At 55.8% G+C, this 14,857-nt stretch carries 7 protein-coding genes; 3 read left to right on the plus strand and 4 right to left on the minus strand.

Features of this window, described 5'->3' with window-relative positions:
- Window positions 1-212: 212 nt before the first annotated feature.
- On the minus strand, window positions 213-3,320 hold the full coding sequence (locus N7D90_RS04745; protein ID WP_395246856.1) for a transglycosylase domain-containing protein: 3,108 nt from the start codon (window positions 3,318-3,320) through the stop codon (window positions 213-215).
- 394 nt (window positions 3,321-3,714) lie between these two features.
- On the opposite strand from N7D90_RS04745, the gene N7D90_RS04750 reads away from it, so the two are divergent.
- The gene (locus N7D90_RS04750) at window positions 3,715-5,127 is read left to right on the plus strand and encodes an amino acid permease (RefSeq protein ID WP_261741104.1); all 1,413 of its coding nucleotides are present in this window, start codon (window positions 3,715-3,717) and stop codon (window positions 5,125-5,127) included.
- 139 nt (window positions 5,128-5,266) lie between these two features.
- On the opposite strand, the gene N7D90_RS04755 is transcribed toward N7D90_RS04750, so the two are convergent.
- From N7D90_RS04755 to N7D90_RS04765, 3 genes are all read right to left on the minus strand, one after another.
- A complete protein-coding gene (locus N7D90_RS04755; protein WP_261742379.1) occupies window positions 5,267-6,367 on the minus strand; it encodes an OpgC family protein in 1,101 nt (366 codons plus the stop codon).
- 275 nt (window positions 6,368-6,642) lie between these two features.
- Window positions 6,643-11,649 (minus strand): dermonecrotic toxin domain-containing protein, encoded by a 5,007-nt coding sequence (locus tag N7D90_RS04760; protein ID WP_261741105.1) that lies wholly within the window; start codon window positions 11,647-11,649, stop codon window positions 6,643-6,645.
- Between the two features lie 195 nt (window positions 11,650-11,844).
- Window positions 11,845-13,464, minus strand: a complete 1,620-nt coding sequence (locus tag N7D90_RS04765; protein ID WP_261741106.1) for an FMN-binding glutamate synthase family protein — start codon at window positions 13,462-13,464, stop codon at window positions 11,845-11,847.
- Between the two features lie 306 nt (window positions 13,465-13,770).
- Between N7D90_RS04765 and N7D90_RS04770 the strand changes: the two genes are divergently transcribed.
- Window positions 13,771-14,220 carry an NUDIX hydrolase gene (locus tag N7D90_RS04770; RefSeq protein WP_261741107.1) on the plus strand — a complete coding sequence of 150 codons (450 nt, stop codon included), beginning with the start codon at window positions 13,771-13,773 and terminating at the stop codon, window positions 14,218-14,220.
- Entirely contained in the window at window positions 14,217-14,855 is a 639-nt protein-coding gene (locus tag N7D90_RS04775; RefSeq protein ID WP_261741108.1) for a LysE family translocator, read from the plus strand. Before N7D90_RS04770 ends, N7D90_RS04775 begins: the two co-directional genes overlap by 4 nt.
- The last annotated feature ends 2 nt before the right edge of the window (window positions 14,856-14,857 follow it).

Consider the following 14,857-nt stretch of genomic DNA (forward strand, 5'->3'; position numbering starts at 1 on the left):
CGTCCTCTTTTTAAGTTAGATACAACTTAAGATATATCTTAAGAAATGTAAAAACTCGGACGACGAACGGTAATTATTCTCAACTGTGTTGCGAAACCCTGTAGCCGCTGCCGCAGGCTGCGAAAGGTTGCGCAGCGACCTCTGCTTTTGAATCTGAAGCGAAGGTCCTGCGGCCCTTATCGCAGCCTTCGGCAGCGGCTACAGGTAGGGTTTTAATTGCTTGCGGTTTGTACCGCCACAGGTGCATGACACAAGGTATTGGTGCCAGGTTGCAGATAAGGCGTAAGGATCGGGGCCATGCCCTTGAGCACTTGTACCGGTAACGCTGAGGTGAATTTGAAGGCCTCGGCCGAGCGCCCAGGGACAAAGGCGGTCAAGGTGCCGAAGTGATGCTCGCCAATATAAAACACGAAGGTGGCTGTGCGATTGATTGACTTGGAACTGAGGATTCGTCCGCCAGCGCCCATGCTCTCTATGCGGTTGTCGCCGGTGCCGGTTTTGCCGCCCATGGCCAGCGGCGAACCATCGTCAAGTTTGAAACTGCCTGAGACCCTGCGTGCAGTACCGGCATCCACCACCTGCGAGAGGGCGTCACGTACGGCTGTGGCGACTTCGCTGGGCATTACCCGTTCACCTTTGTCAGGGTCGTTGGTCAGGCGGGTTTCGTAGGGCGTATTTGCGGCGAAATGCAGGGTGTCAATACGTAATACCGGCAAACGTACGCCATCGTTCAGTATGATTCCCATCAGCTCGGAGAGTGCCGCCGGACGATCCCCGGAGCTGCCCAACGCGGTGGCAAGGGAGGGCACCAGATGGTCAAACGGGTAGCCGACTTTTTGCCAGCGCTGATGGATATCGAGGAACGCTTCAATTTCCAGCATGGTGCGGATACGACTGTCGCGAGCGCTCTTGTGTCGGCTTTTAAACAGCCAGCTGTAAACTTCCTGCCGTTCATGTTCGCTCGCGGCCACGGCTTGCTGGAAGGTGGCCTGCGGGTTATTGAGCAAATATCCCAGTAACCACAGATCCAGCGGATGGACTTTGGCGATATAGCCTTGGTCGGGCAGGTTATAGGCTCCAGGGCCGTAACTTTGATACAGCTTGGCCAGGCGCTCGTCAGGGATTTTGTCGCTGCTCAGGTGTGAGCGCACAAAGCGGTCAAACGTGGCCTGGTCAGCATTGGGGAACAGGTAGCGGTGTACCGCAGACATGCGGATGGCGGTGGGGTGCATGCTGTCCAAAAAGGTGTCGAGGCGAGCCTTGGATTCTTTGCCTTTGTATTTTTTCCAGAACTTGAGCATGAAGGTCGTGCCTTCGCGATCGGCGAACCGGCTCAGATATTCCTGGCGAAGCGGGTTGAGATCGTCCCTGAGCAGCTCGGCGTTGTTGGTCGGCGATTGATAGCTGGTGTAACGCACCACATCACGCATCAGACGTACAAATGGCAGGTTGATCGATTCGCGTATCGCGTCGCGCAGCGTCGGGCTGCGGTTGTTGTCCTGATTGCGGAAGTTATGGAAGTGATGCATGCCGCCACCGGTGAAGAAACCCTCGCCGGGGTTGGCTGAGTATTGGCGATCAAGCGCGGCATCGAGCATTGGCGCCAGGTTTGAGCCAGGATTCTGGATCATGTAACTCAGTGCCCAGCGGGTCAGGGGATCCTGGTCAGTGATCTGGATTTTTTTCAACGTGACACTGGGCTGGCTGGCGTAGCGCTCGTGCAACTCTGAAATGATTTGCAGATAGGTGGTCAGTACCCGCAGTTTTGCGGTGGAGCCCAGTTCCAGCTTGCTGCCCTCATTGATGTCGAAGGGCTGGTCGGTGCTGTCGGTTTGTACGCGTGCGCGTGCACCGTCCGGGGTGAGCTCGAACAAGGTGAAGCTGTAACGTACTTGGGCGGTACTGGTGGCGGTCAACAGGTAGGGGCCCAGCAGGCCCATTTTTCCAGCGAAAGCAGGGTCAGCCAGTTGGCGCAGGTAGTCACTGACCTGGCGCTGCAAATCGCCCTGCAAGGTACTGGTGGCCGACAGGTCAAGGCGATCAAGGTCATACAGCGGGCGCTTGAGCAGGACTGAAAGCCGACTGCGGGCAACGCTGATGCCCTTGTTGGTTTCGTTGGGTTGCATTGTTGGCGCCAGCGTCCAATCGCGGTAGGTAACGTGACTGGCCAGTGCGGCGTCAGTCAGCGCGGGGGTGATCACGTTGTTTAGTGCCAGCAGGCGAATATGGCTGTCGGTCAGTTGCGCCAGTTCGTCGCGGCCTCTGGCCAGATAGTGCGAGGGCCTGCGCTGAGCAATCATCAACGACAGTACTTCGCGCAAGGCCAGCCCGCGTTGCGCCAGGCTTTTGGGGTCAGTGGCGGTACTGCTCAATTGCTGGTTGACCTGATTGAAGTCTGCGCCGTACCACACCCGTAACCCTTCAGCCATGCCGTGGACTTCACCGTGACCGGGCACGGCCGACAGCGGTACGCTGTTGAGGTAATCACGCACCACCTGTTGTCGTGCGGGGAGTGTTTGGGGGCCGTCCTGGTAGGCGCGCACGCTGGCCGAGATCATCTGGCGCAATTTTTCGCTGCCCGACAACGTCAGCCCATCCGGTGAGTGCCGATACTTTTCCAGCTGAGTGGCCAGAGTACTGCCACCCGCGGATTGCCCCGGCAGATGCAGTAACTTGGCTGCCTGGGAGTAAACCGCCATGCCAAAACGCGGCCAGTCCACAGCGGGGTTCGCCAGCGGTTCTTTAGGGTCAAGCAGGTCGCGGTTCTCGATAAACAGCAAGCTGTGTACCACCAGCGGCGGAATACTGGCAAAGCTCGAATACAGCTGCTGCGGGTAGTTGTACTGATACAACGCGCTGCCCGCGCAATCGGTGATCGAGAGTCCTGCCTGAATCTTCTCTGGGTAGGGTACGAAAAATCCTTTCTCGCTATAACTCAGTAACGCTGGCGAAAAGCGAGTTTGCTGGGTTATCACGTAGTCACGTTTTTGCAGGCGCGGCAGAAAGTAACCCAGTGAGCTATAGCCTAAACGCTTGTCGAAAGGCCCTTCGCCGGGATACAGCATCGAGTCGGTAGGCCCCGGGTGCATCGAATAGCTCAGCGACGCGGCAAAGCGGCTGAACTCGCGGGCCTGCAGCCTGGAGCTGCGCACCTCTTGGGCAATTGCAAACCCCAATACGACCAGTCCGATCAGTACTAATAGCCCGAACAGAAGCCATCCATAGCGCTTGCGCCGAGGTGGCGGCGGGGGCGCAATATCGTCCATTACCCCTGATGGCGCCGTCGTGTTACTGGAGTTTGGATGCCTCAGTACGCCCATAGTCGACAGGTCCATGTACGCATATTGGTTGCGCTTGATTGAAGCGTAGACGCTGACAGATACAGGCGAAAAATTTGTGAGTCATATCTGACAATATTGTGGGCAAGGATTATTGAAGGACTTTGATCTACGCCGCATCCGGCGACAGCAACAGATCCCCCTGAATCCTGAGTGTGGGAATAGAGCCTTCAAACTAGGTAAATACGTCTTGGGTAGGGGCATGACTGTGCACCAATGCTGTGCAATACTCGCCGCCGATCTTAGTAGGGCATCTCCTTTTTGATCTGTCGGCCTACAAGGTCGTGGCTGATCAAGAGGCAAGACAGGTGATCCTCCCGTCTTTCTCGAGCGCTCTGCTGATGTATATCCAATAACAATACGAGGTTGTACTTTTATGCCAGTCGGCAACCACCAGCCCCACGGTGAAACCGTGCAAGGCGGTCCACTCAAACGCGAACTTGGCGAACGCCATATTCGTCTGATGGCGCTTGGCGCCTGCATTGGTGTCGGCCTGTTTCTGGGTTCGGCCAAAGCAATCGAAATGGCCGGTCCGGCCATCATGCTGTCCTACATCATCGGTGGCCTGGCCATTCTGGTGATCATGCGCGCACTCGGCGAAATGGCCGTGCACAACCCGGTTGCCGGCTCGTTCAGCCGCTATGCCCAAGACTACCTTGGCCCGTTGGCCGGTTTTTTGACCGGCTGGAACTATTGGTTCCTGTGGCTGGTGACCTGTGTCGCCGAAATCACCGCCGTGGCGGTGTACATGGGTGTCTGGTTCCCCGATGTACCGCGCTGGATCTGGGCCCTGGCGGCGCTGATCAGCATGGGTTCGATCAACCTGATCGCGGTCAAGGCGTTTGGTGAGTTCGAGTTCTGGTTTGCGTTGATCAAGATCGTCACCATCATTGCGATGGTACTCGGTGGCATTGGCATCATCGCGTTTGGCTTCGGCAATGATGGTGTTGCGCTGGGTATTTCCAACCTCTGGACCCACGGCGGCTTTATGCCCAACGGCATCCAGGGCGTGCTGATGTCGCTGCAAATGGTGATGTTCGCCTACCTCGGTGTCGAGATGATCGGCCTGACCGCCGGTGAAGCCAAGAACCCGCAAAAGACTATCCCTAGCGCGATTGGCTCGGTGTTCTGGCGCATTCTGTTGTTCTACGTAGGCGCCCTGTTTGTCATCCTGTCGATCTACCCGTGGAACGAAATAGGTACTTCGGGCAGTCCGTTTGTAATGACCTTCGAGCGTTTGGGGATCAAGACGGCGGCCGGGATCATCAACTTCGTGGTGATTACCGCAGCTTTGTCGTCGTGCAATGGCGGGATTTTCAGCACCGGTCGCATGCTTTATAGCCTGGCGCAAAACGGCCAGGCTCCGGCCAACTTCGGCACCACCTCAAAGAACGGTGTTCCGCGTCAAGCGTTGCTGCTGTCGATTGCCGTGTTGCTGTTGGGTGTCGTGCTTAACTACATGGCACCTGAAAAGGTGTTTGTCTGGGTGACGGCCATTGCGACCTTTGGCGCGATCTGGACCTGGCTGATGATCTTGCTGGCGCAATTGCGCTTCCGCAAAAATCTGAGCCCGCAAGAAGCCGCCGCCCTGAAGTACCGCATGTGGCTGTTCCCGTATAGCTCGTACGCGGCATTGGCATTCTTGTTGATGGTGGTAGGGCTAATGGCCTACTTCGAAGAGACGCGAATCGCTTTGTTTGTAGGCCCGGCATTCCTGATCCTGCTGACCGTGCTGTTTTATGTGTTCAAGTTGCAGCCGACTCAAGCGACAGCTTCCGAAGCGCGTTAACGGATACTCGCTCCCACAGCCTTTGTGGGAGCGAGCCTGCTCGCGATCGCATCACTGCGGTCTACCTCACAGACCGCAGCGCCTGCATCGCAGGCAAACCAGCTCCCACAAAAGCTAAAAACTACCCTCCATTCTTGCGTCAGGCTTTGCCCAGACGCTTGTTCCAGTCCAGCCATGCTGCCAGGACTGCCATGATGCCTACGCCCATCAACGCGCTGAATAGCTGCATCACCATTGTGTCACCGCCCAGCGCATTGAGCATGTCAGCCAGCGGCGCCAGGATCACGCCCAAGCAGAACACCTCCAGTGAATAGCGACCCATACGACAGGTTTGGCGAGCAAACCAGTTGTTAAGCCAGTCACTGTGGGGCACCACTTTGGCTACCACGTAAGCCAGGGCCAAAAAGTGCAGCAGGCGGACTGGTGACAGGTTGGTCTTGCTGATCGGATACAAATGCTCGCCCAGCCACAGCGGCATAAGAGCATCGTGAAGCTGCGGCCATTTCCATGACAAAGCCAGCAAACCAGTGAGCAACAAGTACACCGCTGCCGCCAGAAACAAAGGCTGGCGCGATAATGGCCGGGTTTCAGGAGCCTTGGCCCGTTGCCCTTGGATCGCCGCCGCACCGCCCAGAATAAACAGGAACTGCCAGGCCATGGGATTGAAAAACCACACGCCACCTTCCTGTGCCGAGAAGTTCCATACCGGCGCCAGCAGGTACAGGGCCAGTGATGCGCCAACCACGTACACGGCCTTGCGCAGCAGCATCGGCAGCACCAGCGGCAAACCGAGCAGCAGCACGATATACAGCGGCAGCGGGTCCATCAGGTTGGGCTTGAAGCGCAGCAGCAACTCGTCGGTCAGCGCCTGTTGTGGGTTGCTCAGGAAGTACTGCAAGCCCATTTCCTGCACCAGATCACGGGTTTCGACGTGGTTGTTGGCATAAAAGACGATGCCCATGAGCACCGCCAGCAGAAAGATATGCACCACGTACAGCACCCAGGCGCGGCGCAGGATTTTCACGCTGGCGACCAGAAATCCATCGCGTTGAGCAATTTTGCCGTAGGCCAGTACGGCGGCATAACCGGCCAGAAACACAAAGATCTCCGCCGCGTCACTAAACCCGAAATTGCGTACGGTCAGTTCGGCCAGCGGGTTGTGCGGGATGTGATCCCAGAAGATAAAAATCAGCGCCAGCCCGCGAAAAAAGTCGATGCGGTGGTCGCGTCCGTTAAGTATCACTGCAAGTACTCAGGTCAAGATTGAAGAAAAAAAATGGCGCTGTGGTGATTGCGCGCCACCTGATGGCGGCGCGCAGGGTGACGTTAATAGAACTTAAATGCAAAGGTCGTGCTGTTCACTTAAGTTTCGAGTGAACCCGGCTGTGGGAGTGAGCCTGCTCGCGACGGTTTCAACAACATCACGGTTATTCAGCAACCACGCGGTATTGTTAACGACCTTCGCGAACAGGCTCGCTCCCACAGAAGCATTGCTTTGTGATCAAGGGGTAGGGATCACTCTTCGATAATAGTCTCCAGCGGTTTTTTATCGAGAATTCGCTGGGTAATGCGCTCCAGGGTTTTCTTCTTCTGCTGGTCCATTTTTTCAAGCTCGGCGTAATAGTCGGTATCAGGCATGGGGGCACCGCCGAAAACCCGGGCCTCATCGATAACCAGTCTTTGCGCCAGTTGCTTCAAGTCGCTTTGCAATAGCCTGCGGGCGGCGGTGTCATTACTGCCTGTGGTATCCACCCACTGCTGCTGTTTTTCCTGAAGGGCTTCCAGGTCGTGATTGCGCTGTTCTACAAGTGCGTTACTGGTTCGTATATCGTCGCTGTAGGCAGTTTCGATGAAGTCACGCCAGATGCTTTCTTCGAGCAACTTTTTGGCCATGTAACCGGGTACGGCTTCTTGGTTGAGCACGATCTGATAGGCCTCCTCGATTTGCGCCGGGGATATTTTTGCCATGTCCCGAAACAGCATATGCGACGGCTGCCAGGGCAGATCAAGGCGTTGCGCCAAGTCCACCTGATAGACCAGCTTTACCTCAAGCTCGTCAGGTTTAAGTCTTTGTATTTCGGGGGGTGATAACACGCCTTCGCTCACGGCCGATTCGTATGCATGGGTCTGCAAGGCAATTTGGGTTTGGGCAATGTCATCCAGCTCAAGCAAACGCACTCGACCTTTCATAAGCGTGAGCAGCTTGCTTTCCTTGACACTGCCTTCAGCCAGCAACGCTTCGCGCAGCAACAGCTTGAACCCGAAGCGGCTGAAAATGGTCGAGGTGCGATCGACGCAGGTTTCGTTTTCCTGGGAGTTGGCAAAGACCTCTTCTCGATACCCTGCGTCTTCGGCAGTGGTCTCAAGTACTTTCCAGACTCTCTCGGTCAACAGTGGGCGAGCGCGTTCGAAGTCCGCTGAAGCTACGAGATCGCGAATGATCCTGAAGAAGTTCTCAGCGTGTGGCTCTGCCTCCAGAGCCGCCCACAGCTCGCTTCTCAGAGCACGCTCTGGCTCGTCCAGGTTGAGATCGAGCCACAGATTGGCGCGGTTGACCGGCTCGGGCACATGGACGCGATTTTCCAGGGCAAGCCCCAGGCGAGTTCGGTATGCATTGACCGCGGCAAAGGTCGAGTTATCCAAAGGATTGTCGTGCAAAAAGGTATTTCTCAACCTTTGCGCCGGTATCTGGAAGTAACCCTCTGGCACGGTTGTCAGGTTGTTATCGCGCAGATCGAGATGCATCAGCCGCTCCAGCTGTTCAATGCCTGCTGGCCACTGTGTGAGCCCGGTGTTTTTCAGGTTCAGGCGCGCCAACTCGCTCATTTGCGTGAAGCCCGGTATGACCCCGAGCGGGTTGTTGCTCAAGTTGAGCACCCTGAGGTCTTTCAAGGTTGCCAATTTGTCTGCGGCTTCAGCAGTGAGGGTTATGCGGTTATTCGACAGGTGAAGCTGTTTCAAGGCCTGCAAGTTGAACAATGACGGCGGGAGCTCTTTCAGGTGGGCCGATTCGAATTTCAGCTCTTGCAGATTGGGGAACTGGGCCAGGAACGGGTCAATGCTGTGGTGCAGGTACATATCGTTCATTTGCAACGAGGTGACGTGACTGAAGCCGGCATTGATGGGAGGTAATCTGGCCAGATCCATATCGCTGATATTGAGTATGGTTCCAGGATGCTCTCCACCGAGCCCGGAGCTGCGTTGCCAGCATCTGATGATTTTGTTGGCGGCACGGGTCTTGTCGCGGATATGCACGGGGCGTATGTGCGACTCGCTGATCTGGACCATTTCCAGAGGCCCGTTGATCCAGTCGACCAGGGTGTCCTTGAGTACCTTGTATTCTTTATTCAGCGCCTCAAGCCGGGCCAGTCCTGCTCGACTGTAGAGGCTTTGAAGTTCCAGAAAGTCCTCAACGACCTCATAGGTATGCATGGGAAAGAGCTTGGACTTCAGATGCCGGATCCTTCTCGGATTGGCTGGCATGCACGCAAAAGGCGCCCGGCCACAGCGTGCGGGTTGTATATCCAACGCTGGATAACCAGCACGGCCTTTGGCCAGTTGCAGCGGGGACTCGGCTTTCAGGGTAGTCGGTTGCAGGCCAAGAACCTTTCTCAGGGTTTGTCGCGCCATCGGCGCACGTTCGGCCAGCGCCTCCTTTAGGGCCTGGCCTTGACCTGTATGAGGGAAACCCAGTGCTGCCCGTTGCTCGTCTGGCAGTGCATGGAGCACTGAGGCGTAGATGTCATCCAGGCCGTGGAGCATTTGTTCGTGGCCGTTGTAGGTGGTGTAGCGATTGCCCTCATTGACCAGAACTTTGCGGATCGGCGCATCTGTGGGGCCAACATGATCAAGCAGGCGCCCGGCAAGCGTGCGCTCGCGTACTTCCAGGCGCAGGTCGGCTGGCCAGCCGGGCATTTGCTCAAGGCTGTGCAAAATCAGTTTTTGCGTATCCGGCGTGGACTGGTAACCAAAAAAATAACTGTCGTATGCTCGCATCAGCCGAGCTTCCTGGGCAAATGTCCGGGCTTCTTCCTGCAGGCGCAGAGGTACGCGGACGCCGTCCTGCAGTTGCCGGATTTCAGTCGAGGTTGCAGCGCTGATCATTTCATTGGCGGCGGCAACCGGCAGCTCTGGAAATACATCGACAAGCTGTTTTACCAGAGGGTTACGGGACCGTTGTGTCAGCTCATACAGGGACGTAAACAAACCTTCGCGCAGGCGCTCGGCATGCTCGGCAATCCTGGTGCTCAGTTGCTGAACTTGCGCGTCAAGGTCGTACACCACGGAGCCTGTTACGGGGTCGGGTCCGATCAGAAATCTTGTTTCGGCGGTGTCCAGTGATTGCAGTACGGTTTTTAGCAAATGCCCTTGGCGCACCTGACTGTCGAGTATTTGAATGACGGGTAATTTGAGAGAGGTTGTGTTGCCGTACTCCACGATGGTGTTGCCCAGGTTGTCGATACAGCGCAACGCCTTGGTACGGGGCCAGGTGTCTGCCTCAACCAGTACTTGTAGTTGCAGAAGTGGATCGGCCGCTACATTGCCAGTGCGCATCTGCGCGATAAAATGGTCCAGGGTTTGATTGGCATCAAAGCGCTTGATGCAATCTTCCAGCAACGCAGGAGGCGGCTGCTGGTCGATAAAGCTCTGGCGCAGTTGGCCTGCATCCGTGTTCGAGGCATGGAACATGTCGAGTGCCTGCTGGTCGCTCAAGTCGTGGACTGAAGGATCAAGACGGCGCACAAATGTGGGGTCGTTCCACTGTTCAAGCTCTTCAACTTCATGCACCCAGGCGCCTTGGCCGTTAGTACGAATTACCGGTGTATAGGCCTGCGGGGTTGTAGGGTGTTGCAAGTGGTAGCTGCCATCGGCTGCGGTTTCGACTTGATAGTGCTTGCCCTCGAGTTTCAGGTAGTTCTTTTCCTCGTGGCGATACAATCCGTGCTTGTCGGCTTTTATCGATGAATCAAAACTGATTTCGTGCTCATAGGGTTTGAGGTCGGGCTTCCACAGTTGAGTCTTGCCCTGGGCCAAGGTGATGACATCCAGCTCTTCAACAAAGGGCGATATCTCAATGGGCACCGGTTTGACCACTTCGCTGGCCAGCTTGCCCGCCGCTGCTACCAGGGCTGCGTTGATCAACACGCTTCGGGTATAGGCCCAGGCAAGGGCTTTTTCATCCTGTTCCCAGGCTTCAATGCCGTGATAAATATCGGTCATGACCTGAGCCGCAAAGACCACCGCCATCAGCTCCCCCACACCGGGCACAAACAGGGCCGCTACATTCAGAACATTCAGTGCGGTATCAAAGTAGTGCTCGATGCGGTCAATCAGCGACACGCGGTTGATAGCGGCGGTGGGTACCGCAAGGAAGTAAGCGTCGCGCAGGAGTTGTTGTTTTTTCTGCGCGTATAAATACTCAAAGAGGTTGCTCGCGACGGGGTTGAACTGCATTTCCAGAGGGTCCCGGCTGGCATCGACAAAGCGTCTGTTCAAGCGTTTTGCCAGTTTCAGTTTTTGATATTGAGGCGCCAGATGAATAAAGAAGCTCCGGTAGTTTTTGTCTTGCAGTTTTTCTTCCAGATCGGCAGCCGCATCGCGGACACTAGGGTATTCCTTGAGGCAACTTACAGGGTCGCCAGGTATATACACGATGCAGCGCTGCCCCTGCTCAAGTGGCGAGCCATGCGCCAGAATCATTGAGGTGAACGGGATATCGTCAAGGGCCAATGAGTTACACGTCATTGGCAGGTCGTTAAATAACGGATTATGTGGGCCGCGACAGTAACTTATCAGCGTTGCATGGGTACGTTCAGTAATATCCCCTTTCATCAGGGCACTCTGTGCCTGCAGCATCAATACATGACGCTCATGCTGGACAAAGGCCTGGTCCAGGGTTGTTTTTATAGCCACATCTGACGGGTTAAAAAGCGTATTCAGGTGGGTCTGATATTGGCCGCCGATATCCAGGTCCCGGCACAGGCGGGCAAAGGCAACCGGTTCTATCTCTAGCCGTTTGGCCGGAGGATCCCTGGGGCGCAGCGATTGGTAGTCCCAAAGGTTTGACCTGCGTGGGATACCTCCGGGCTCGGTCTGTGCGGCGTTAAAATTATGCAGTGCTGCTTGCAGGAGGGTCTGGGTCGTCGAGCTTTCAACCTCTTGGGTAAACCGGTTGAGTGTGGTGATGGTGATCACATTTTTTTTGACGTCGCAGGTAATCCCGAAAGTAGCCTTTAAGGCGTGTTCCAGTAAGGGCGCGGCAAAAGATTCGACCGTACTGATCTGCTCCAGATAGGTGCTGACCGCGCTGAATGACTGATCATTGAGTTGTTGTGTGTGCTTTAAATCATGACGTTGCTGGGGTGTCGCGTGGGTAAACCATTGAGGAAGGCTGAAGGGGGAGTTGTTTAAGTGTTCTATCAAGTAAGGGGGTAAGTATTTAACGGATGTTTTTATAAGGTCATGGTGGATGCCGACTTTGCGCAGGTCAGCGTCGTCAAGCGGCGGGTTTGCGTCAGGCATGGGTCAATATCCGTATCGTTAAGTGTCCTCTGAGTCTATGAAGTAAGAAGGTCGCTAAAAAGTCTAAATAGTGGTTGTTCTGGTGGGTCGGACAATCAAGTATTCAATACTGATAAATAACCATGTAATACCTTTAGTTTAATAAAACAGTAGCCGGACGGTGTTCTCCCATCCGGCGTGCGTGCAGCAGGCAGTTTAGGCCGCAGCTATTTCGTTGGCTTCAAAACTGTCCGCCCGAGCCATTTGCCACATGCGCGAATAGAACTCGCCGTTGACTTCGCCAGTCAGCAGTTCACCGGGTTTGAGGAACACATGCAGCTGCGAGAACAGTTTGATTTCGGTGGCGGACATGCGTCGCACCAGGTGCTTGGCCTTGAGTTGCGCCGGGTGTTCCAGGCCTGCCGCCGCCAGCATCTCGGCCAGGGCTTTAAGGGTATTACGGTGGAACTGAAATACCCGCTGAGCCTTGTCCGGCACCACCAGAGCACGTTGGCGCAGAGTGTCCTGGGTGGCCACGCCGGTAGGGCATTTATTGGTATGGCAGGACTGCGACTGAATGCAGCCAATGGCGAACATAAAGCCCCGGGCTGAGTTTGCCCAATCGGCGCCAATGGCCAGCACGCTGGCGATGTCGAAGGCGCTGACAATTTTGCCGCTGGCGCCCAGCTTGATCTTGTCCCGCAGGTTCAGACCCACCAACGTGTTGTGCACAAACAGCAAGCCTTCGCGCAACGGAGCGCCAATGTGGTCGGTGAACTCCACGGGGGCGGCACCTGTACCGCCTTCCTTGCCGTCGATGACGATAAAGTCCGGCAGGATGCCAGTTTCGAGCATGGCCTTGGCGATCCCCATGAACTCCCACGGATGGCCCAGGCAAAACTTGAAGCCTACGGGCTTGCCGCCGGACAACTCACGCAATTGCGCAATAAATTGCATCAGCTCTATCGGGGTCGAAAACGCGCTGTGACGCGACGGGGAAATGCAGTCCTCACCCATTGGTACACCACGGGTTTCGGCAATTTCCGCGGTCACCTTGTGCTTGGGCAAGATACCGCCATGGCCCGGTTTGGCACCCTGGCTCATCTTGATTTCGATCATTCGCACTTGCGGCGTTTGGGCTTGGGCAGCAAAACGCTGTGGGTCGAAACGCCCGTCTGTGGTGCGGCAGCCGAAGTAGCCGCTACCCAGTTCCCACGTCAAGTCACCACCGTTCTCACGGTGATAGCTGCTGATACTGCCTTCGCCCGTATCGTGGGCAAAGTTACCGAGTTTGGCCCCCTGGTTCAGGGCGCGAATCGCGTTGGCGCTTAGTGAGCCAAAACTCATGGCTGATATATTGAAGAGCGACGCCGAGTACGGCTGACTGCATTGCGGGCCGCCCACCACGACCCGAAAACTGCTGGGGTCAGTCAGTGGGGCAGGGCGCATGGAGTGGCCGATAAATTCAAAGCCGGGCTGGTACACGTCAACCAGGGTGCCGAAGGGTTTGTCGGCGCTTTCATTCTTGGCTCGAGAGTACACAAGCGAACGTTGAGCGCGTGAGAAGGGCAGCGCGTCGCTGTCAGACTCCAGCAGGTATTGGCGAATTTCCGGGCGGATAGCTTCCACCAGATAGCGAATATTGCCCAGGATCGGGTAGTTGCGGCGTACGGCGTGGGGGCTTTGCAGCAGATCGAAAATCCCCAGCAGGCTCAAGCCCAGGGTCACTGCAGTAAAGGGCCATAACCACTCATGGTGCATAAACGGCAGGCTTGCGAGGGTGAAGATGACGCAAAATGCAAAAAACGCATAACGGCTTAACAGTGACAGGCTCATACGGTTTCCTGTTTCAGGCTGGTCTGTTCCGTCAGGCGGTTGTGCCTGAAGAGGTCGAGAACAGAAAAAGGACAATAGAACCCTCTCTTTGAGTCGGAGGTTTGCAGGGGGAGTGTTGGTCATGTATCACGCAAATGCCATCTTCCCGTCAGATTATTCATTGAACGGGATTTTGAATGTTGTGCCATCCCGACCAAAGTCGGGCACTTCATACAGACGGCGCGAGCAAAAGCGCCATCTGTGTATTTGCAGGCATGTTGGGCCATGTGATCCTGTGCGAACTTTCTTTCCGGTTGGCTGAATTTAGTGACTTCTGCAGAACACTTCTCTGACGTAACACCTAAAACCATTCGTATTGCTGCCGCAGTACTGATTGGCCCCGATGGCCGCACCCTGCTGGTGCGCAAGCGTGACACCCAGGCTTTTATGCAGCCCGGCGGCAAGATCGAAGCCGGGGAGCCGCCGATCAGTGCATTGGCCCGTGAGCTCGAAGAAGAACTGGCGCTGGTGATCGATCCGGCAAGTGCGACCTATCTGGGCAACTTTTCAGCTGTGGCGGCCAACGAGCCGGGGTTTGAAGTGCAGGCCGAGTTGTTTCTGCTGCATATCAGCGAGACCGTATCAGCGGCAGCCGAAATTGAAGAAATACAGTGGATCGATCCCAACGGTGATGGCGGCCTGGTGCTGGCGCCTTTGACCCGGGACCAGATTTTGCCGTTTTATCGCAATGCTTTTCTGACAAGGAATGCCCCATGATACCAACGCATGATTTGCTGATTTTCGCTGCTGCCTGCTTGCTGATGGTCTTGACGCCGGGACCTAACATGATTTATTTGATTTCCCGTTCGATCTGTCAGGGCCGTAAAGCCGGGGTCACGTCTTTGCTCGGGGTGGTGGCGGGGTTTTTTGTTCATATGTTTGCCGCTGCCGTGGGCCTGACTGCGGTGTTTTTGGCGGTGCCGATGGCCTATGAGGCGCTGAAGTGGGCCGGTGCCCTGTACTTGTTATGGATGGCCTGGCAAGCGGTCAGGCCGGGTGCCCGGTCACCGTTTGAAGCTCAGGAACTGGCCCCCGACTCATCGTCAAAACTGGTAATGATGGGGTTTATGACCAGCGTGCTGAACCCCAAGGTGGCAGTGTTCTACCTGTCGGTTTTCCCGCAATTTATCAGCCCTGAACACGGTTCGATGTTTACCCAGAGTATTGTGCTGGGCCTGACCCAAATCAGCGTCAGCTTCACTGTTAACCTGCTGATCGCGCTGTTTGCTTCCGGCATCGCCGTCTGGTTTGTACGCAACCCGTTGTGGTTGGCCGTGCAGCGTTATGTGATGGGCTGTGTGTTGGCTGCACTGGCAGTGAGGTTGATGCTGGAGCAACGTAAAACCGTATGACC

Source organism: Pseudomonas fragi (assembly GCF_025426255.1).
Lineage (GTDB): Bacteria > Pseudomonadota > Gammaproteobacteria > Pseudomonadales > Pseudomonadaceae > Aquipseudomonas > Aquipseudomonas kulmbachensis.